18 protein-coding genes and 1 tRNA gene are annotated in these 20,008 nt (G+C 57.0%); 9 read left to right on the top strand and 10 right to left on the bottom strand.

Annotation, left to right across the window (positions count from 1 at the left end):
* Window positions 1–22: 22 nt before the first annotated feature.
* Window positions 23–940 (bottom strand): LysR family transcriptional regulator, encoded by a 918-nt coding sequence (locus O1V65_RS03945; protein ID WP_017490129.1) that lies wholly within the window; start codon window positions 938–940, stop codon window positions 23–25.
* Between the two features lie 111 nt (window positions 941–1,051).
* On the opposite strand from O1V65_RS03945, the gene aptA reads away from it, so the two are divergent.
* A complete protein-coding gene (gene aptA / locus O1V65_RS03940) occupies window positions 1,052–2,383 on the top strand; it encodes an omega-aminotransferase AptA (RefSeq protein ID WP_017490128.1) in 1,332 nt (443 codons plus the stop codon).
* 116 nt (window positions 2,384–2,499) lie between these two features.
* On the opposite strand, the gene O1V65_RS03935 is transcribed toward aptA, so the two are convergent.
* A complete protein-coding gene (locus O1V65_RS03935) occupies window positions 2,500–3,714 on the bottom strand; it encodes a LysR family transcriptional regulator (RefSeq protein ID WP_026110292.1) in 1,215 nt (404 codons plus the stop codon).
* A 171-nt stretch (window positions 3,715–3,885) separates the two neighbouring features.
* Between O1V65_RS03935 and galB the strand changes: the two genes are divergently transcribed.
* Genes galB through O1V65_RS03915 form a run of 4 tightly spaced genes read left to right on the top strand, consistent with a single transcriptional unit; the run spans window position 3,886 to window position 7,407 of the window.
* On the top strand, window positions 3,886–4,644 hold the full coding sequence (gene galB, locus O1V65_RS03930; protein WP_017490126.1) for a 4-oxalmesaconate hydratase: 759 nt from the start codon (window positions 3,886–3,888) through the stop codon (window positions 4,642–4,644).
* A complete protein-coding gene (locus O1V65_RS03925) occupies window positions 4,641–5,381 on the top strand; it encodes a 4-carboxy-4-hydroxy-2-oxoadipate aldolase/oxaloacetate decarboxylase (protein WP_017490125.1) in 741 nt (246 codons plus the stop codon). The genes galB and O1V65_RS03925 overlap by 4 nt, the downstream gene beginning before the upstream one ends.
* Window positions 5,382–5,390: 9 nt before the next feature.
* Entirely contained in the window at window positions 5,391–6,512 is a 1,122-nt protein-coding gene (locus O1V65_RS03920) for a 4-oxalomesaconate tautomerase (RefSeq protein ID WP_017490124.1), read from the top strand.
* On the top strand, window positions 6,499–7,407 hold the full coding sequence (locus O1V65_RS03915; RefSeq protein ID WP_017490123.1) for an NAD(P)-dependent oxidoreductase: 909 nt from the start codon (window positions 6,499–6,501) through the stop codon (window positions 7,405–7,407). The genes O1V65_RS03920 and O1V65_RS03915 overlap by 14 nt, the downstream gene beginning before the upstream one ends.
* A gap of 52 nt (window positions 7,408–7,459) precedes the next feature.
* Here O1V65_RS03915 and O1V65_RS03910 read toward each other — a convergent pair whose 3' ends face one another.
* The 8 genes from O1V65_RS03910 to O1V65_RS03875 form a co-directional block, all read right to left on the bottom strand.
* Entirely contained in the window at window positions 7,460–8,404 is a 945-nt protein-coding gene (locus O1V65_RS03910; protein ID WP_084913058.1) for an oligopeptide/dipeptide ABC transporter ATP-binding protein, read from the bottom strand.
* A complete protein-coding gene (locus O1V65_RS03905) occupies window positions 8,404–9,420 on the bottom strand; it encodes an ABC transporter ATP-binding protein (protein WP_227952906.1) in 1,017 nt (338 codons plus the stop codon). Before O1V65_RS03905 ends, O1V65_RS03910 begins: the two co-directional genes overlap by 1 nt.
* 2 nt (window positions 9,421–9,422) lie before the next feature.
* Window positions 9,423–10,334, bottom strand: coding sequence for a D,D-dipeptide ABC transporter permease (ddpC, locus tag O1V65_RS03900; RefSeq protein ID WP_017490120.1), 912 nt, complete (start codon window positions 10,332–10,334; stop codon window positions 9,423–9,425).
* Between the two features lie 4 nt (window positions 10,335–10,338).
* Window positions 10,339–11,355: an ABC transporter permease gene (locus tag O1V65_RS03895; protein ID WP_269130199.1), complete on the bottom strand. Its 1,017-nt coding sequence runs from the start codon at window positions 11,353–11,355 to the stop codon at window positions 10,339–10,341.
* A gap of 78 nt (window positions 11,356–11,433) precedes the next feature.
* Complete coding sequence (locus tag O1V65_RS03890) at window positions 11,434–12,948, bottom strand: ABC transporter substrate-binding protein (RefSeq protein ID WP_269130510.1); 1,515 nt, start codon at window positions 12,946–12,948, stop codon at window positions 11,434–11,436.
* 135 nt (window positions 12,949–13,083) lie between these two features.
* On the bottom strand, window positions 13,084–13,659 hold the full coding sequence (gene ddpX / locus O1V65_RS03885) for a D-alanyl-D-alanine dipeptidase (RefSeq protein WP_026110289.1): 576 nt from the start codon (window positions 13,657–13,659) through the stop codon (window positions 13,084–13,086).
* Window positions 13,660–13,724: 65 nt separating this feature from the next.
* Window positions 13,725–14,603 (bottom strand): MurR/RpiR family transcriptional regulator, encoded by an 879-nt coding sequence (locus tag O1V65_RS03880; protein ID WP_017490116.1) that lies wholly within the window; start codon window positions 14,601–14,603, stop codon window positions 13,725–13,727.
* Between the two features lie 303 nt (window positions 14,604–14,906).
* On the bottom strand, window positions 14,907–16,064 hold the full coding sequence (locus tag O1V65_RS03875) for an amidohydrolase (protein WP_017490115.1): 1,158 nt from the start codon (window positions 16,062–16,064) through the stop codon (window positions 14,907–14,909).
* Between the two features lie 281 nt (window positions 16,065–16,345).
* Between O1V65_RS03875 and O1V65_RS03870 the strand changes: the two genes are divergently transcribed.
* The 4 genes from O1V65_RS03870 (at window position 16,346) to O1V65_RS03855 (ending at window position 19,851) form a co-directional block, all read left to right on the top strand.
* A complete protein-coding gene (locus O1V65_RS03870) occupies window positions 16,346–17,500 on the top strand; it encodes an amidohydrolase (RefSeq protein WP_084913053.1) in 1,155 nt (384 codons plus the stop codon).
* Window positions 17,501–17,623: 123 nt separating this feature from the next.
* A complete protein-coding gene (locus O1V65_RS03865) occupies window positions 17,624–18,184 on the top strand; it encodes a DsbA family protein (RefSeq protein WP_017490114.1) in 561 nt (186 codons plus the stop codon).
* 161 nt (window positions 18,185–18,345) lie between these two features.
* A tRNA-Asn gene (locus O1V65_RS03860) sits at window positions 18,346–18,421 on the top strand.
* Between the two features lie 161 nt (window positions 18,422–18,582).
* Window positions 18,583–19,851, top strand: a complete 1,269-nt coding sequence (locus tag O1V65_RS03855; RefSeq protein WP_269130198.1) for a tyrosine-type recombinase/integrase — start codon at window positions 18,583–18,585, stop codon at window positions 19,849–19,851.
* Window positions 19,852–20,008: the final 157 nt, after the last annotated feature.

The following is a 20,008-nucleotide window of genomic DNA, read 5'->3' as shown; positions in this document are numbered from 1 at the left end:
CACATCATTGCGGCGTCTGGCCTTATTGCTCACTCGTTGGGTGAAACAACTCCGCCATAAAACTCTCCAGCAGCAGATTCTTGTTACTCCCTTTTCGAGTGGTCACCACAATATCGGTATTCAACGACAGCCGATGCGGATTTATCGTCAGCATCTCGCCGCGTTCGACCCAGATATTGGCGTAATGATCGGGTAAAAAACCGACGAACTTTCCGGTGAGGATCAGAAAGGCAATGCCCTCACGATCGCTGGCCCGCGCCGCCGCCTGCATTCGACCATAAAGCGCGAGCGTCTCCGGAGTAATACGTCCATTGGGCACCACCGCGTCCAAACCGGCTATTGCCGCCTCGGGCAGTTCGCCGCTATGCGCAAACAACGGATGCTGCCGACCGCAATAGAGAGAGGATTTCTCACTGTAGATAGCCCGATAGTCGAGACCTGAAAGCGGTGACGTCATCGGAACCACGCCGACGTGCAGCCGACCATCCAGCACCTTTCTCTCAATCTCTTCCTGCGTCGTCATGCTGATATTGATGACTACGTCCTTCCCCTTGCCGCGCAGGTGCGACAGCGCATTGGTGACCTTCATCTGCGGTTGGGTTATCAGGTTATTGATGATGCCGATGTTAAACTCGCCGCGCAGATGGTCGTGGATCTGATTGACCTGCTGACGAAAGTTTTCAACCGCCGCCAGCAGCGTTTCGCTGTCTCGCAGCACCACCCGCCCCTCTTCGGTCAGCGCGAAACCGGCCCTGCCGCGTTGGCAAAGCCGGATCCCCAAACGTTTCTCGAGGTCCCCCATGTGCAGGCTTATCGACGAACGGGTGATGCCCAGCAGCGTTTCGGCGGCGGTAAAGCTGCCGCATTCCGCTACCGTTTTGAATATCTTCAGTAATTTGATATCGACATCGGCAATCTGACCAATTTTGGATTTTGGCATTTAGGTGAGTAATCCAACATCTGAGCGTGAGTTGTTTTAGATTTAACTCACCCGGCGAATCATTGCAAACTCTCTGTCATCACCTCATTTAACAAGACCGGGACAGACGCCATGACCAACGCCTTTGACGTAGATAAACTCAATCTGAATGCGCATTGGATGCCGTTCAGCGCCAACCGCAATTTCCACCGCGATCCGCGCTTTATTGTCGGTGCCGAAGGGCAATGGCTGTTCGATAACGACGGGCGCAAGATATACGACAGCCTGTCGGCGCTGTGGACCTGCGGGGCCGGTCATGTGCGTGGCGAAATTCAGCAGGCAGTGAGCAAACAGCTCGGCACGCTCGACTACTCGCCGGGATTCCAGTTCGCGCATCCGCTGTCTTTCCAGCTGGCAGAACGCATCGTTAATCACCTTCCCGACCCGCTCAACCACGTGTTTTTCACCGGATCCGGCTCTGAGTCGGCCGACACGGCGGTGAAACTGGCGCGGGCCTATTGGCGTATCAAAGGTCAAGCCTCAAAAACCAAACTGATTGGTCGCGCGCGCGGTTATCACGGAGTAAATATCGCCGGCACCAGCCTCGGCGGCATCGGCGGTAACCGCAAGATGTTCGGTCAGTTTATGGACGTCGATCACCTGCCGCACACGCTGCAAAGTGGAATGGCGTTTACGCAGGGCATGGCCGAAACCGGCGGGGTTGAGCTGGCCAACGAGATGCTCAAGCTGATTGAGCTGCACGACGCTTCTAACATCGCAGCGCTGATTGTCGAACCGGTTTCAGGCTCTGCGGGCGCAATTGTGCCGCCAAAGGGCTACCTGCAGCGCCTGCGCGAGATTTGTGACCAGCACAATATCCTGCTGATTTTTGATGAGGTCATCACCGGCTTTGGCCGCATGGGCCGCTGGTCGGGCGCAGAATACTTTGGCGTCACGCCGGACATTCTCAACTTCGCCAAACAAATCACCAACGGAGCCGTGCCGCTGGGTGGCGTGGTCGCGTCGAGTGAAATTTATCAGACTTTTATGTCGCAAAACCTGCCCGAGCATCTGGTTGAATTCCCGCACGGCTATACCTATTCGGCGCATCCGGTGGCATGCGCCGCCGCGCTGGCAACGCTGGATATTCTCGAGAATGAGCAGCTTATCGCACGTTCCGCCGAGTTGGCCCCCCACTTTGAGCGGAAAATTCACGCCCTGAAGTCCTGCCCGAACGTGGTGGATATCCGTAACTGCGGCCTGGTCGGGGCTATCCAGCTGGCTCCACGCGATAATGATGCGGCCATCAGGCCGTTTGATGCCGGCATGGCGCTGTGGAAAGCCGGTTTCTATGTGCGTTTTGGCGGAGATTCGCTACAGTTCGGGCCAATGTTCACCGCAGGACAACAGGATCTCGACCGCCTGTTCGACGCCGTGGGCGACGTGCTGCACAAGCTTGCCTGAGGATGATTTTCCCGAATGAGGCGGTTATTTGCTTTAGCGATGGCGACGGAGACCCTGCTGCCGTTACTGAAAAAATCGTTATGGTCTGAATGCGGTCGAAAACGGCAAAGGTCTCGCTAGCTCGCCTGCGAGCGGATCGCTTCAATAATCGCGTTGGCGGCCGGGGACAGCAGGCTTCCGGCGCGATAGGTAATGCCGATTGCGCGACGGGTGTCGGCAAGCTCCACGTTGAGCGTAACCAGTTCGCCGTTGTCCAGTTCGTGCTCCAACTGTCTGGCTGATACCGCCGCCAGCATGTCGGAATCGAGCAACAGCCCACGGACGATAGCCAGGTCGCCGCTCTCTACTACCGGATCCGGCGCCGGGATGTTCATCGATTGAAAGCTGCTCTCCAGCAGTTTTCTGGCGGGGGTTTCGGATCGCGGCAGCACCCAGCGTGCGTTGCGAAGCTCTTCAGGTCCGACCGAGGTTTCGCTGAGCGGATGACCGCGCCGCGCCAGAATAACCATCTCTTCGGTAAACAGCGTCTCGGTCACCATATCCGCCGCATAATCGCTGGTGCGCAGCGCGCCGACGATAAAATCCACCTCGCCGGAACGCAGCTCGGAGGCCAGCACCGCAAAGGCACTTTCGTTGGTAATGATCTTGATACCGGCATAGCGGGCGGTCACCGACAGGATGGCCTGCGGCAGCAGACGTGCTCGGCTCAGCGGTAGCGCACCTATCTGCACGGTACCGACCAGCACCCCCTGACGGGACGCGATATCGGCGGGAATATGCCGCAGCTCGTTCAGCGCACGTCGGATATTAGGCACAATTTCCTGGCCAGCGAGACTTGGGATCATGCCCTGGGGCGTGCGTTCGAGCAACGAGGTGTCCGCACCGTTTTCCAGCACCTTCAGCGCGGCCGAGACGGCGGGCTGACTCAGGCCCAGCAGCGTGGCGACGGTCTGCATATGCCGCGTCTTGCAGAGCGCAACAAAGATTTGCAGCCGCCGTACGTTGAACAAATACAGCGGTTCTGTAGGCGCTCTGCCCGGCGCATTTTTACCCTGCAAGCGCGTCAGCAGCTCGGCGGTGTCGTGCAGGTCGGCTATCGCACGACGGGCACGCGGAAGAATGCATTTTCCGTAATCGGTTAGCAGCATACCGTTGGCGTGGCGCTCAAACAGGGGAACGGCTAAATGCTCCTCGAGGTCGCGTATTGCCCGCGTGATGGCCGACTGGGTGCGGAACAGTTCGTCGGCCGCGCGCGAGACGCTGCCCTGATCCACGACCTGACAAAATGCCCGGATCTGCATCAGGTTACATAACTCTCGTTCTTGCCTCATCCCCTTCTCCCGTCTGTCTTTTTTTCGTGAACTGAACCAGCAATATAAATAAAACGCATACCTGCTGCAATTAAATGAATTACCTGTGTCCCCTGTCCACTGCCAGCATAGAAATCAGACCACGCGATGCGTTTGGTACCCTCAAAATATAAAATGATAAGGATTAGGCAAATGACAAATACAAACAAAGGTGCTGCCGATAGCGCAGCAAAAAGCGCCCTGGTTGTCAGTGCTCACTCGGCTGACTTTGTATGGCGTGCGGGCGGTGCTATCGCGCAACATACTCAGCTGGGTTACAAGGTCCATATCGTTTGCCTGTCCTTCGGTGAGCGCGGCGAATCCGCCAAGCTGTGGCGCAAAGGCGAGATGACCGAAGAGAAGGTTAAAGCCGCACGTCGCGAAGAAGCCATGGCCGCCGCAGAAATTCTGGGGGCCAGCGTCGAGTTCTTTGACATGGGCGACTACCCACTGCGCGCCACCAAAGACGACCTGTTCCGTCTGGCCGACGTTTACCGTCGCATTCAGCCACACTTCGTGCTGACCCATTCCCTGAAAGACCCGTACAACTACGATCACCCAATGGCGACCAACCTGGCGCAGGAAGCCCGCATTATCGCGCAGGCAGAAGGCTACAAGCCGGGCGAACCTATCGTTGCTGCTCCGCCGGTTTATTGCTTCGAACCGCACCAGCCTGAGCAGTGTGAATGGAAACCGGACGTCCTGCTCGACATCACCGACGTGTGGGACAAAAAGTATGCCGCCATTCAGTGTATGGCCGGTCAGGAACACCTGTGGGAATACTACACTCGCGTCGCTCAGCAGCGCGGTGTGCAGGCCAAGCGTAACGTTGGCATCACCACCAGCAAAAACATCGTTTACGGTGAAGGCTATCAGAGCATCTTCCCACGCGTGACAGGAGAGCTTGCATGAGCAGCAACGACGGTTTAATCCTCGGTAAAAAAGGCGTAGTGGTGCGTAATATCCCACGTGCCAAGCAACAGGACGTCGAGGCGCTGGCGGCGTTTGGCGTTGCCACCGTGCATGAAGCACAGGGCCGTAAAGGCCTGCTGGACGGCGAAATTCGTCCTATTCAACGTGACCTCGCCATCTCGGGCAGCGCAGTGACGGTGCTGGTCGCGCCCGGTGATAACTGGATGTTCCACGTCGCGGTCGAGCAGTGCAAGCCCGGCGATATCTTGGTGGTAGCACCGACCTCACCATGCACCGACGGCTATTTCGGTGACCTGCTGGCGACCTCTTTGAAGGCGCGCGGCGTGGTGGGTCTCGTGGCTGACGTTGGCGTGCGCGATACCCGCACGCTGCGCGAGATGGGCTTTGCCGTCTGGTCACGCGCCGTCTATGCACAGGGCACCGTGAAAGAGACTCTGGGTTCGGTGAATATTCCCGTGCTGTGCGCCGGTCAGATTATTTATCCGGGCGACGCCATTGTGGCCGACGACGACGGCGTCGTCGTGGTTCGCCGTGAAGAAGTCGCCCAGGTTGCTGAAGCCAGCCGTCAACGCGAAGCGCTGGAAGAGAGCAAGCGTGCGCGCATGGCCGACGGCGAGCTGGGTCTGGACATCTACAAGATGCGCCCAACCCTCGAGCAAAAAGGCCTGACCTATTATGATGACGCCGAAGCGCTGGAAAAATCGCTGAAGCGTTGAGGAGGCACGATGTTGCAAACTCGCATTCCCTGTGTCCTGATGCGCGGAGGCACCTCAAAAGGGGCCTTCTTCCTGGCCGACTCTCTTCCGGCAGACGCCGAGCTTCGCGACAAGGTGTTGCTGGCGGTCATGGGTTCCCCCGATCCGCGCCAGATTGACGGCGTCGGCGGCGCAGATCCGTTGACCAGCAAGGTCGCCATCATTCGCCCTTCGGCGCGTGAAGACGCCGACGTTGACTACCTGTTCGCGCAGGTTAACGTCGACAAGGCGGTGGTCGATTACGGGCAGAACTGCGGCAATATTCTCGCCGCCGTGGGTCCGTTCGCCATCGAACAACGTCTGGTCGAGGCGCGGGACGGCGTCACGCCGGTGCGCATCTTCATGGAAAATACCGGGCAAATTGCCATCGCCCACATCCCTACCCCGCAGGGGCAGGTTGAGTACGAAGGCAGCTTACGCATTGACGGCGTGCCGGGTACCGCCGCCGAAATTATGATTGAGTTCGCCGACATCGCCGGTTCGAGCTGCGGGTCACTGCTGCCAACCGGTCAGGTTATCGACAAGTTTGACGGTATCGAAGTGACCTGCATCGACAACGGCATGCCGGTGGTATTGTTGCGCGCCGCCGATCTGGGTCGTACCGGTTACGAGACCCGTCAGCAGCTCGACGACGACACCGAACTAAAGGCTAAGCTCGAGTCTATTCGTCTCCAGGCCGGTCCGAAAATGAATCTCGGCGACGTGGCGCAGCGTACGGTACCGAAGATGACACTGGTTGCCGAGGCGCGCGACGGCGGTTCACTTTCCAGCCGCACCTTTATTCCGCACCGTTGCCACGCCTCGATTGGGGTGCTGGGTGCGGTCAGCGTGGCCAGCGCCTGTCTGTTGCCGGGTTCGGTCACCGAGGGTCTGGCGAATACGCCAGAGGGAACACGTCCGCGCATCAGCGTAGAGCACCCAACCGGCGAATTCAGCGTCGAATTGCACATTAATCCTGCCGCATCGGGTGCTGAAAGACTGACTGGGTGCGGATTGTTGCGGACTGCGCGTCTGCTGTTCGAAGGCCGCGTTGCCATACCAGGCAGCCTGTGGGACGGCAAAAACGCAGGAGGCTCTCATGGCAACGCCTGATTTGGAACTCAACGTCAGGCGGGTTGCGCTGATTGGTCTTGGCGAGGTCGGTACTATTCTGGCGACCGACCTGAAGGCAAACTATCCCGAGCTGGCGATCGTAGCTTTTGATCTGCTGCACGATAAACCGGCGATGCAGCAGAAGGCGCAGGACCTGTCAATCCGTCTGGCAACCTCACTTAGCCAGGCGGTGGAAGAAAGCCAGCTGATATTCTCTGCGGTGACCGCCGCGCAGGCACTGAGCGTTGCCGAACACGCGGCCACCCTGATTGGCCGGGGGCAGACCTTCCTGGACTTGAACTCGGTGTCGCCCAACACCAAGCGTCAGGCGGCTGAGTTTATCTCACGGCACGGCGGCGAGTACGTTGACGTGGCGGTGATGGCCCCCTTCCCTCCGGCAAGGCTAAAAACGCCGCTGCTGCTGGGCGGTAAACAGGCACAGGCGACTCGTCTTTGGCTGAATGCGCGAGGTTTCAACAGCCAGGTTCACAGCACAGAAGTCGGCGAAGCCTCGGCTATCAAGATGTGCCGCAGCGTCATGATCAAAGGGCTTGAGGCGCTGACCACCGAATGCCTGAGTGCAGCACGGCAATACGGCGTCGAGAAAGAGGTGCTCGCCTCCCTGCACGCCAGCTTCCCGTCGCTGGGCTGGGACGACAAACTGCCGCATTACCTGATTAGCCGCGTCGCCGAGCACGGCAAACGCCGTGCAGAAGAGATGCGCGAAGTGGTGAAAACGCTGGAAGACGTCGGCGTGGTCCCGCATCAGAGTAAGGCGACGGTTGAAACCCAGCAGGGCTTTATTGACGCTCTGACCGCCCACTCCCTGAGCTATCGCGATCTCGTTCCGTTCGACTGGGAAAAGACCGTCGACAGGTTGTACAAGTCGCACTGATGGCAATGCGGCTATCCTGACTTTCCCCCAGCCAACGCGGCGGGGGAAGTCTTCAACTTACCCGATGACAGCGCACCGCAGCCCCGGAAAGATTAACCCTGAGATCCTGCGGCATGTGACAGCCGTCGCCCGCAAAGGGGCAACGCTCGCGGAAAAAGCAGCCCTGCGGCAGATTGCGATTGCTCGGCAGTTCCCCTTTTTTATCTTCCTGTCCCTCTTCAAGAGAACGACCGGCCTGCGGGACCGAGTCCAGCAACAGCCGGGTGTACGGATGCTGCGGATGCGTCAGCACCTTTTCCGCAGGCCCCAGTTCGACAATCTGTCCGAGATACATCACCGCAACCCGCGAACTCATGTGTCGAACCACCGACACGTTGTGCGAAATCAACACGTAGGTCAGATTACGCTGGCGCTGTAGCTCGACCAACAGGTTGAGAATCTGCGCCTGAACGGAAATATCCAGCGCCGAAGTAGGCTCGTCGAGCACGATAATGTCCGGCTCAGACGAGAGTGCGCGGGCAATGGAGATCCGCTGGCGCTGACCGCCGGAAAATTCGTGCGGCAGCCTGTCGAGATACTCCTTGCGAATACCGACCTGCTCTGCCAGCCCCTCGGCCAGCTGTCGACGTTCGCTGACCGAATTGTGTTTTTGCACATAAACCGGCTCGGTGATGATGCGCCAGACAGGCAGGCGCGGATCCAGCGAGGACTGAGGATCCTGAAACACCATCTGCATGCCGGAACCAAACCAGGAACCGTCGGAGCGCGCCCGCAACAGCTGTCCGCTGCTCGGTTTTTGCAGCCCCATCAACAGCTGTGCCAAGGTACTCTTGCCACAGCCTGACTCCCCGACAATGCCCAGCGTTTCGCCGCGCATGATGTTGAGATCGAGGCCGTTCAGCGCATTGACGTAGCCTTTCGGCTTACCCAGCCAGTTATATTTCGCCGGAAAACGGACGCGAATATCCTGTAATTCAATCAATGCATCGAGATTCATCAGGCCTGCTCCTGCATGGTAAGGGTCGGTATCCGCTGCGGATGCCAGCAAGACACAAGCTGTTGCGCGTGGCCCTCGAGCGGCATCAGTTTGGGGGATTGCGCGCACTGTTCATCACCCTGAGCACAGCGTCCGCGAAACGCACAGCCCGCAGGCAGTTTGGCAAGATTCGGCACCGTGCCGGGGATGGCTTTCAGCAAACTGCGCGGCTCGCCGTTCTCGGGGGCGGCCTGCAATAGCCCTATTGAATAAGGGTGCGCCGGCTGGCCGATCACCTCCGCGGTTTTACCGCTTTCAATCACGTGCCCGGCGTACATCACGTAAACGCGGTCGCAGAGCTGCGACACCACCGCCATGTCATGAGTAATAAACAACACCGCCGTGCCGCTGGATTTCGCTTTGCGACGCAGCAGGCGTAACACCTGACGCTGTACGGTCACGTCGAGGGCGGTGGTCGGTTCATCGGCAATAATCAGTTCCGGCTCGCAGGAAAAAGCCATCGCTATCAACACCCGCTGGCGCATGCCGCCCGAGAGCTCAAACGGATAGCGCCCCATCACCTGGTCGGCGTCACCAATCTGCATCTCCTGCAATAGCCCGATGGCTTTCTGGTAAGCCTGCTGGCGAGTAAGATGCTGATGCAAACGAATGACTTCACACATCTGACGGCCAATCTTGCGCGTCGGATTCAGCGCGTTCATCGGTTCCTGAAAAATCATCGCCACCCGTGCGCCGCGCAGCTGACGCATCTGTTTATCACTGGCGTTGATGACGTCGGTGCCCAGCAGGCGCAGCTCCCCGGCCTTAATGGCGAAGCTGTCCTGCGGCAGGAGGCGCATCGACATCATCGCCGTGACCGACTTACCCGAACCTGATTCGCCCACTACCCCGACAATTTCCCCGGCGTTCACCTGGAGCGAGACATTGTTCAGCGCGCTGATTTCTCCGCCGTAAACCGGAAACACCAGGCGCAGGTCGTTGATTTCCAATACGGGCTTCTGCGTTTCTTCTGCCATCGTTAGCGCCCTCTGCTTTTCGGATCGAGCAGGTCACGCAGACCGTCGCCGAACAGGTTAAAACCGGTGGCCGTAATCAGGATAGCCATGCCCGGAAACGCGGAATACCACCACTGGTCGAGAATATAGTTGCGGCCGTTGGAGACCATCGCGCCCCACTCCGCCGTGGGCTGCTGAGCGCCAAGCCCGATAAAGCCCAGCGTTGCCGCCATCAGAATCGAGGTACCGATGTCGAGAGAAGCCTGCACCACCAGCGGCGGCAGTACGTTACGCAGCACGTGCCAGGTAATCAGATGCCAGCGCGACGCACCAAAGGTGCGCGTGGCCTGCATATAAGCCTGATGGCGCAGCATCAGCGTTTGCCCACGCGCCAGCCGCACATAAAACGGGATACGCACGATAGCGATCGCCAGCATGGCGTTGAACAGGCTCGGCCCCAGCGCCGCCGCCAACGCCATGGTCAGTACCAGCGACGGAACCGACAGCATGATGTCCATGCAGCGCATAATCAGCGCGTCCACCAGACCGCCCATCACGCCGGAAAAACAGCCGAGCAGCGAGCCCACACTTCCTGCGAGAATAACCACCGCCAGACCCGCCGCGACCGACTGCTGGCTGCCTGTCAACACCCGGCTAAACAGGTCACGCCCCACTTCGTCGGTGCCGAACCAGTGCGCGGCTGACGGGGCCTGTAGTCTCGCGGTTAAATCGATAGCGTTAGGGTCATGCGGCACCAGCCAAGGTGAGAACACCATCAGGAACACCACAATCAGCATGATTGCCAGCCCCAGCAGGGTCAGCGGGCTGCGCCTAAGCAGGTGCGCAGTTTTGCGCCACGAGGCAAAGCGCGGCTTTACATCGGGTGGCACGATATCGGCGCGACGGCTGTCGACGCCCGGTTCAAGTAATGACATCGCCTTACCCCACTCTGCCGATACGCGGATCAATCCACACGTAGAGTAAATCCACCCATAAATTCACCAGCACATAGGCGAAGGACACCACCACCGCAAAACCCATCACCGCGGGGAAATCCAGCGCCTGAATCGAACTGACGACGTAGGCCCCCATACCCGGCCAGGCAAATACCGTCTCAGTCAGCACCGCGCCGTAGAGCAGATCGCCCATCGCCAGCCCCAGCACAGTCACGGACGGAATCAGCGCATTCGGCAAAGCGTGACAAATAATCACCCGCCAGTGCGACAGCCCGTTGGCACGCGCGGTGCGGATATAGTCCTCGCTCATTTGTTCGAGCATCGCCGACCGAATCTGCCGCGCAACGATACCCATGTGGACAAACGCCAGCGTCAGCGCGGGCATCAGCAGGTGTTGCAGGCTGTTCCACAGCGCATCACGATTGCCGGTCAGAATAGAGTCAATGACGTAAAAACCGGTGATGTGGGTCGGCGGATCCATCCAGTCATCAAGCCTGCCGCCACCCGGCAACAGATTCAGATGGCCGTAAAACAGGATAATAACCCCCAAGCCCATCCAGAATGCCGGCGTCGAGATACCTATCACCGACAGCATACGTACGATGTGGTCGGGAAATTTGTTGCGATACACCGCCGAGAGTACGCCGAGCGGAATACCGAGAATAATGGCCAGCAGCAGCGCACTGAACGCCAGCTCAAGCGTGGCGGGAAAAAAGACCCGCAGGTCATCAAGCACCGGTCGACCGGTACGAATCGAGACGCCAAGATTGCCATGAAGCAAATCAATGACGTAGCGGTAAAACTGCACGTACAGCGGCTGATCGAGCCCCAGCTGTTGGCGCATATGCAGCACCATTTCGTTGCTGGCGCGATCGCCCGCCAATAGCCGCGCGGGGTCACCGGGGATCATGTGCGAGATGATAAAAGTGATGACGCAAACGCCCATCATCACCAAAACCAGCCCCCAGCAGCGCTGGCGAATAATGGTCCAAAAAGTCATAACATCCCCCTGAACGCGGCACCGAAACTCCTCGCTTCGGTGCCTTTGAAACGTCGACCCTAAGTCGGCAAGGAAAACTTATTGCTTGCTCATCTGCGCGACGTTAAACACCTGTTCGAGCATCGGGTTGAACACAAAGCCTTTGAGGTCTTTGTTCATTGCCACCTGATAGTTCTTCTGGAACAGATAAACGTAGGCCGCCTCGCCGATGACGATTTTCTGCGCCTGCTGGTAATAGTCAGTGCGCTGCTTCTGGTCGGTTACCGATACCGCTTTCTTCAGCAAATCATCGACCTGTGGGTTGGAGTAGAACGAACGGTTGCCCGGCAGACCTTTCTTGTCCGACTCGAACCAGTAGTTCATGAACATGTAAGGGTCGGCGAAGTCTGGGCTCCAGTTGCCGATCGAGATGTCATAATCCCCTTGTCCGATGCGGTCACGCATAGTGGCATTAGCCAGCTTCTCGAGCTTCACCTTAATGCCCGCCGAGGCCAGACTCGCCTGCACGGAAAGCGCGATCGGTTCCCAGTTTGGGTCGCTGTCGGAGTAGAGGAAGTCGAGCGTACCCGGCTGGGTCTTGACCTTAGCAAGGTCGGCCTTGGCCTGACTCAAGTCGGTGCTGTACTGCATCGCTTTCGGGTCATAGCCCCACATGCCGTCGGGGATAGGTCCGCGCATCTGTTTGGCGTTACCGCCGAGAATGCCCTTCACCATGCCCTGATAGTCCACCGCGTAAGAGATGGCACGGCGCAAATCGACCTGATTCATCGGCGATTTGGCATTATTGAGGTAGAGGTAAGTCACGCGTAGGGAGGGATATTCTTCCACCGCAACCTTGTTCTCCTGCTTCAGCGCCGCGAGCTGGTCGATAGGCAGTGAGTCCGCAATATCAAGATCGCCCCGCGACAGCTGCAAACGTCGGCTCGAGCTTTCGCCGATGATTTTTACCGTCACGCGCTTAAAGGCCGGTTTCGGGCCGCTGTAATAGGTATTGGGGACCAGCACCAGCTGCTGGCCTTTCTGCCAACGCTCGAGCTTGTACGGACCCGACCCGGCGGTGTGGCTCGACAGCCAGGCTTTGCCGTCGTCGGTTGGGTTGGCCTTGGCAATTGCCGGGTTGACGATGCCCGCACCATCGTTGGCCAAAGTGTAGAGGAACGGCGCAAACGGCGTTTTCAAGGTGAAGCGCACGGTCATCGGGTCAACCACCGATACCTGCATGTCTTTCGGGAACGCCTCCGACGGGCCCTGCCCAATCTTCATCAGTCGGTCAAACGACTCCTTTACTGCGTCGGCATTGACCGCCGAACCGTCGTCAAACCTGGCACCTGGCTTGAGTGTAAAGATCCAGACCAGCTGGTCTGCCGACGACGTCCAGCTGGCGGCAAGGTCGCCCTCGACCTGCGTCGAGCCCTTGCCGTCTTCGGTTTTATAGCCCACCAGACGCTGATAGGCCGGATAGGTCACCGTCCAGTCGTTGTTATCGATAGTCACCGCCGGATCCAGCGTTTGTGGATCCGCCGCCTTGCCAATCACCAGCATGTCCTTGGGCACGGCGGCCTGCGACTGTGTCGTCACACCAGACAGCGCCATGATGACCGCACCAGCCAACGCCGTTTTATGTAATAACGCCTTATTAAATAAAGATTTTACGATGGTATTTTCTGTAGAAATCGACATCTGCAAACTCCTGGTGTTTAAACGTAGCAAAGGTTAATGCGCCAAGGTTCAGGCAAGGTGTTTTGAAGGAAAACAGTCAAAAACGTCGGTCAACAAGGGATAGGAAATCGAGTTCGGCAGCTCGAAGTGCCACCACTCGGTCGGCATGCCGATAAAGCCTCCCGCCGCCATTACCGCATTCAGCAGCAGGCGGTTGCGCTGAATTTCTGGCGCGAGATGCGGGTAGAATGGATGCGAGCGCTCGGTCATTTCATCGAAACCCGCGCCCATATCCAGCTCCTGCCCGCGCTCGTCTGTCAGCGTAAGATCGACGGCGACGCCCCGGCTGTGGTGGGATCCGATTTTGATATCAGCGACATAATCAGGGTTGGGCAGCACCGCCCAGAAGATATGCTGTGCCTGCTTCGGGCGGTAGGCGTCGAAGATCTTCAGATTTAAACCGGCAAGCTGCGCGACCTCAAAACAACGCACCAGGGCGGTGGCGGCGTCGGGATGCAGTAAGCAGCGGTTTTCGCAGTACACCACCTGACCGGTGAGGTTATCGTCGCTGGCATACTTCATGTCGATGACCGCCTGCGGCAAAAGTTTGGTCACGTCAATCAAGGTTACGTCTGGTTGTTTCATAATAATTTTTACAATCCCCTGTTCCGAAATGTTTTCCTGAGCGGCTCGGTGCGTGCACAGAGCCATCAGGACTCGAACTGTCCAAACTCTTTTTGCAAAATTCGGTTGGTGGCGAGACGCTGCTCGACCTCGTCACCGCCGCGTAGCTCAAGCACCGCCGAGCACAGCAGGTTAAACAGGCAGCTTAACGGTGCCATCGAGTCCCAAAATTGGCCGGTGTCGGTCTTTATCTGCAACAGGTCAACCGGGTAGTCATGGGCCCAAGGGCAATAGATGTCGGTGATCAGCCCGACGCGCAGCCCGCGATCGCAGGCGGCTTTACAATATTTCTGAGCGATCACCGAATAGGCGCGCGTGTCGCTCACAATCAAATAAGGCGAAGAAAATTCCGAGTTGAGCGACTCGACGTAGGTGCCGGACTGGCCGTCGGCGAAATAGACCTGTGGTCGCAGATATTCAAGATTGCTGTAGAAGGTGTTGGCGATACCGCGCACTGACTGAATGCCGAGGATAAACACCGCGTCCGCCTCCGCCAGCCCGCGGCTGATTTGTGCAAAACCTTCGCTCTGCGCCAGCTGATACACGTGTTGAATCGCCTCAAGTTCTAGCGTCAGCGCCTGCTGAAACTTCTCCTGCCGTGGCTGCTTGCTGCGCTGGCGGTAAGCGCCCAGACGGTCGGTTACCACCCACGGTTGATACATCGCGCCGCTACTTTGCTGGCGCAGCGTCTGCTTGAAATCATCAAGATTGCGATAGCCGAGACTGCGCAGATAGCGCCCGACCGAGATCCCGCTGGTCGCGGCGCTGCGTGCGATACTGTCGGCGGTCTCAAAGGGAATTTGCGCCAGATTAGCGAGCAGATAGCCCGCGATGCGCTTTCCGGTGGGCGTTTGGGTGGCGAAGGAGCCTTCGATTTGTGCAATTACATCCAGATTCTCGGTCATAGGCCCCTGTTGCTTTGTTATCAGCACCGCATCGCTTGTTAGTTCACTAACAAAGCAACAGCTGTGCCAATATCCAAAGCGACCAAGAATTAACCAAAAAATCAGATAAAAATCAGATAAAAATCATGAATTAATCAGAGGAATAAGGCTGAGAAACGGCTGATGAAGGACAATAACCGGGGAAGGTAAAAGAAGGGCTGCACGCTTAGCAAGCAACCCTTCACAATGCAGGTGCAAGTCAGCCGGGCTACACGTGATGACGTAGCCCGGTTGGTCATAGCCTGCTCTATGCCGGGAAAGCCCTTAAACGGTGCTTTCCTGCACGGCGTTTTCACGCAGCAACGTTAGCGCATGCTCGGCCAGCTGCGAGAAATAGTGCGCTGCCGGAGCAATCAGCGCCTCGTCTGGATTAAAGCTGTCGTGATGCAGGCCAAATTCGCTGGCGCTGCCAATACTCACGAACGCCCCCGGCACCTTTTGCAGATAGATGGCAAAGTCCTCACCGCCCAGATGCAAATCGGCAGTGCGCACGCGATAGCCGCTTTCTTTAGCCACCTCGGCGCTGACTCTGGCCCAGTTTTCGTCGTTAATCAGCACCGGTGGACCTGCGGTCCAGCTGACCTCGGCCGTTCCGCCGCTGGCTTCCACCAGGCTTTTCACCAGATGAATCACCCGCTGCTGCACCTGCTCACGCACCTTTACGTCGTGAGTACGCAACGTGCCGCCAAACATCACCTTCTCTGGCAAGACGTTCCACGTTTTACCGGCGTCAATACGCGTGATGCTCAGCACCAGGCTGTCCAGCGTGTTAAAGCTGCGACTGGCCAGCGCCTGCAACGCCTGAATCACCTGGCTGGCAAGTACAATAGTGTCGTTGCCCTGCTCCGGGTGCGCCGCGTGTGCCCCTTTACCGTGAATATTAATGATGAAACGGTCGGCGTTGGCATAGAAGGCACCGCCTCGCGTCGCGAAGGTCCCCACCGGCAGACCCGGTTCGTTATGCATGCCAAAAATTGCCTGTATACCGTCCAGCGCACCGGCCTTAATGAACTGCTTAGCGCCGGTGCAGTTTTCTTCGCCCGGCTGGAAGAACAGCCTGACTCTGCCCGGCAATGTCGCTTCACGGGCCTTCAGCTGTAGGGCCGCGCCGAGAATCACCGAAGTGTGAATATCGTGTCCGCAGGCGTGCATGACACCGTCGTTCTTTGAGGCATAGGCCAGCTGCGTCTGCTCATGAATGGGCAACGCATCGATGTCGGCACGCAGCGCAATCAGCTGCTCTCCCTGCCCTATCTCTGCGACCACGCCGGTGTGGATCGGGTAATCCAGAATGCGAATATCCGCCGCCTGTAGCCATTCACGAATGCGGGCGGTGGTTTCCAGTTCCTTATTCGACAGCTCTGGCCAGCTATGCAGGGTTCTGCGCCATTTAATCAACTGCGCAGCAAAATTGTCGCTCATACGGTTCCTCCAGAATCGAGAATAGAACGAAGCGAGGATCTCCATTCCTTTATCGCTGATAGTGACCGCTCGCCCAAGGGGAGTAAAAGAACAATTCCGCGCAAGGGAATGAAAAATATGGCAATAGGATTATCTATTTTCCGGCAAAGCTTATCGTAAATCGTTGGTTCACCTGCCGCCGACATCTTCGGATGATAGTAGCGTCCGCTGAGGCGGTGACGCCCACTCACGATCCTAAACGCCGCTCAGTCTTTTTATCTCTTTCAAACCCTGAGGATTTTATGACGGACACCTTATCCGAACAGCTGATTTCCTGGCGGCGTGAGCTGCACCAGCATCCCGAACTTTCCAACCATGAATTTGCCACCACCGAGCGCATCACCGCCTGGCTAAAACAGGCCGATATCCGCGTGCTGCCTTTTGCGCTGAAGACCGGTGTGGTGGTTGAAATAGGTCAGGGCGAACCGCTGATTGCGCTGCGTGCCGATATCGATGCACTGCCAATTGAAGAGGCGACGGCACAACCCTTTGCCTCTAAAAATCCGGGCGTGATGCACGCCTGCGGGCACGACGTGCACACCTCCGTGATGCTCGGCGTCGCCTATCAGCTCAAAGCGCTGGAAAAAAACCTCAAGGGCCGGGTGCGCATTCTGTTCCAACCGGCGGAAGAGACCTTCAACGGCGCTCAGCAATTGATCGATGCGGGCGCACTCGAAGGCGTACAGGCTATTTTCGGCATGCATAATGCCCCCGACCTGCCGCTCGGCACGCTCAAGACTCGCGGTGGCGCGTTTTACGCTAACGTTGACCGTTTTGAAATTAATATTCAGGGCAAAGGCGCACACGCCGCGCGACCGCACGAGGGCATCGACTCTGTCGTTATCGGCAGCCAGATTGTCACCACCTTGCAAACGCTGGCGAGCCGCATTTACAGTTCTCAGGAGTCGGTGGTGGTCAGCGTAACCCGTTTCACCGCGGGCAACACCTGGAACGTGTTGCCGCAGAGCGTCGAGCTTGAGGGCACCGTGCGCACTCATAACGAGGCTATCCGCAGGGAGATCCCTGAACGTATCCGCACGCTTATCAACGGCATCGCCGGTGGATTTGGCGCGACCGCTACCCTGAACTGGCAGCCGGGCCCGCCTGCGCTGGTGAATACGCCGCAGTGGGCCGACTTTGCGCTGTCCGTCGCCAGAGAGACCGGCTACCAGACCGAAGTCGCTACGCCGCAGATGGGCGGCGAGGATTTTGCCTTCTATTTGCACCACGTGCCCGGCGCATTTGTCAGCATTGGCAGCGCCAGCAGTTTCGGACTGCATCATCCGTCGTTTGACCCTAACGAGGCGATTATCGACCCTGCCGTGGCCTACTTCACCGAGCTGGCACAGCGCGCGCTCGACCAAGTGAAGCAGCAAAATAACAAGTCATCTTTATAAGTCACCTTTGGTAACGGAAAATTGCCGCTAAACGGCGCGCCTTTGCTGGAGCTCTGGGTCAGGATTTGCCAAGATGGCGAGGTTAATATTTCAAAATTTACCGGATGAATTGAGGATATGACTATGAGTAACGACAAGCCACTGCAAGCCGATCCGCTGGTCTGGGGACACGGCAAGAACGTCTTCGAGGTGTTTCTGGAACCCACCTGCCCGTTTTCGGTACGTGCCTTCAACAAGTTCGATGCCCTGCTGGCGGAGGTCGGCGAGGACAAGGTTACGCTGAAAATTCATTTGCAGTCCCAGCCGTGGCACCTGTATTCCGGGGTGATCGTTCGCTACATTCTGGCGGCATCCACCCTGCCGGAAGGTAAGGAAGCGGCTAAAGCGGTGTTAAAGGCCGTGGCCGACCATCGTGAAGAGTTTGAGTTTACCGATCACTGCGCGGGACCGAACATGGACGCCACGCCGAACGACATTCTGAATCGCCTCGAGAGCTACAGCGGCATCAACGCCCGTGAAGCCTTTGCGCGTCCGGAGTTGCAGAATGTGATTAAATGGCACAGTAAATACTCACGTCAAAACGGCATTCACGTTTCGCCAACCTTTATGGTTAACGGATTGGTGCAGGCCGATATTGGCAGTGGCGACGAGATTTCGTCCTGGGCTAAACGCATTCAGGGATAAGCCTCTTACTGAGCCCGGCTGTAAGAAGTTTGTCCGATTTTCTCAATAATCAGGGCGGAAGTGGATGATTTGCCGATTTCTTCAGCACTCAAACCGAATTATGAAGAAAGGCCTTTGACAAGCCGGGCTACCCCCGTTAGTATTCGCCCCGTTCAAACGATTCCTCTGTAGTTCAGTCGGTAGAACGGCGGACTGTTAATCCGTATGTCACTGGTTCGAGTCCAGTCAGAGGAGCCAAATTCTTGTTTTCATGCCTCTTTGCGAATCCTTATGTGATTTAGATTCAATAAGTTAGCGCGAAAAATATTCCCGATGCATTTTTAGTTTTCCCTCCGCATCGGGAGAATTTGGTGGTCAGATTTGGGGTCAAGTTGGTTCGATGACGGAGTGACCCCCAAATGTCTCTTAACGACACAAAAATCCGCAGCTTAAAACCATCCGCTAAACCCTTCAAAGTTTCCGATTCTCACGGCCTGTACCTTTTAGTTAATCCAGGCGGTTCACGTCTCTGGTATCTCAAATATCGTATCAATAGAAAAGAATCCCGTCTCGGCTTGGGTGCCTATCCTGATGTCTCTCTGGCTGATGCTCGTCAACAGCGTGACGGTATCCGTAAATTGCTGGCGCAGAATATAAACCCAGCACAACAGCGATCCGCTGAAAAAGCCACGGTATCACCGGGAGAGACCTTCAAGGCTATCGCGCTGAGCTGGCATAAAAGCAACAAATCATGGTCAGAGAACCATGCCGCCCGTCTGCTTGCCAGCATGAACAATCATATCTTCCCGATAATTGGACACCTGCCAGTCACAGAACTGAAAACCCGACATTTCATCGACCTGCTGAAAGGAATTGAGCAAAAAGGTCTGCTGGAAGTGGCGGCACGCACTCGGCAGCATATGTGCAACATCATGCGTCATGCCGTGCATCAGGAGTTGATAGAGCATAATCCGGCTGCCAATCTGGACGGTATAATCGCCCCTCCAGTTAAACGCCACTACCCTGCCCTTCCCCTGGAACAACTACCAGAGCTGTTAACCAGTATTAAGGACTACAAGCAAGGACGAGAATTAACCCGCCTGGCAGTATCACTCACCCTGCACCTGTTCATCCGTTCCAGCGAACTTCGTTTCGCCCGTTGGTCTGAGATCGATTTCAAAAATAGAATCTGGACCATTCCTGCCACTCGCGAGGCCATCCCCGGTGTCCGCTACTCCGGGCGTGGTGCAAAAATGCGCACTCCACATATCGTTCCACTCTCCAGTCAGTCCATTGCTATTCTGAAACAGATACGGGAAATATCCGGGCATCAGGTGTTGGTATTCCCCGGCGATCACAATCCTTATAAACCGATGTGTGAAAACACGGTCAACAAGGCGCTACGCCTGATGGGCTATGACACAAAAGATGAAATCTGCGGTCACGGGTTTCGGGCAATGGCCTGTAGTGCCCTGATGGAGTCTGGCCTATGGGCACAGGATGCGGTTGAACGGCAGATGAGTCACCAGGAGCGTAACAGCGTTCGAGCGGCTTACATCCACAAAGCAGAATATCTCGATGCCCGTAAAGCGATGATGCAATGGTGGTCGGATTATCTGGATATGTGCCGGAAAGCGTATGCCCCACCTTATATTTGTGGGAAGGAAATCAGTTACACAATGGGATAAACCTTATGACAAAATAAACCACAGAAATAGCCGTATCAGTCTGTACTGGTACGGCATTTTTCTGGCTTCAACTCGGAGAAATTGTTAAACCGTTTATGAGCATCTTCATGCCGAACTTGAAAGATCCCCTTTTTATTCGCAACATCATTCTATCGCT

Source organism: Rouxiella badensis, assembly GCF_026967515.2.
GTDB classification, from domain to species: domain Bacteria; phylum Pseudomonadota; class Gammaproteobacteria; order Enterobacterales; family Enterobacteriaceae; genus Rouxiella; species Rouxiella badensis.
Note: the sequence above shows the minus strand (reverse complement) of the source record. Positions and strands in the feature narration are given on the sequence as shown.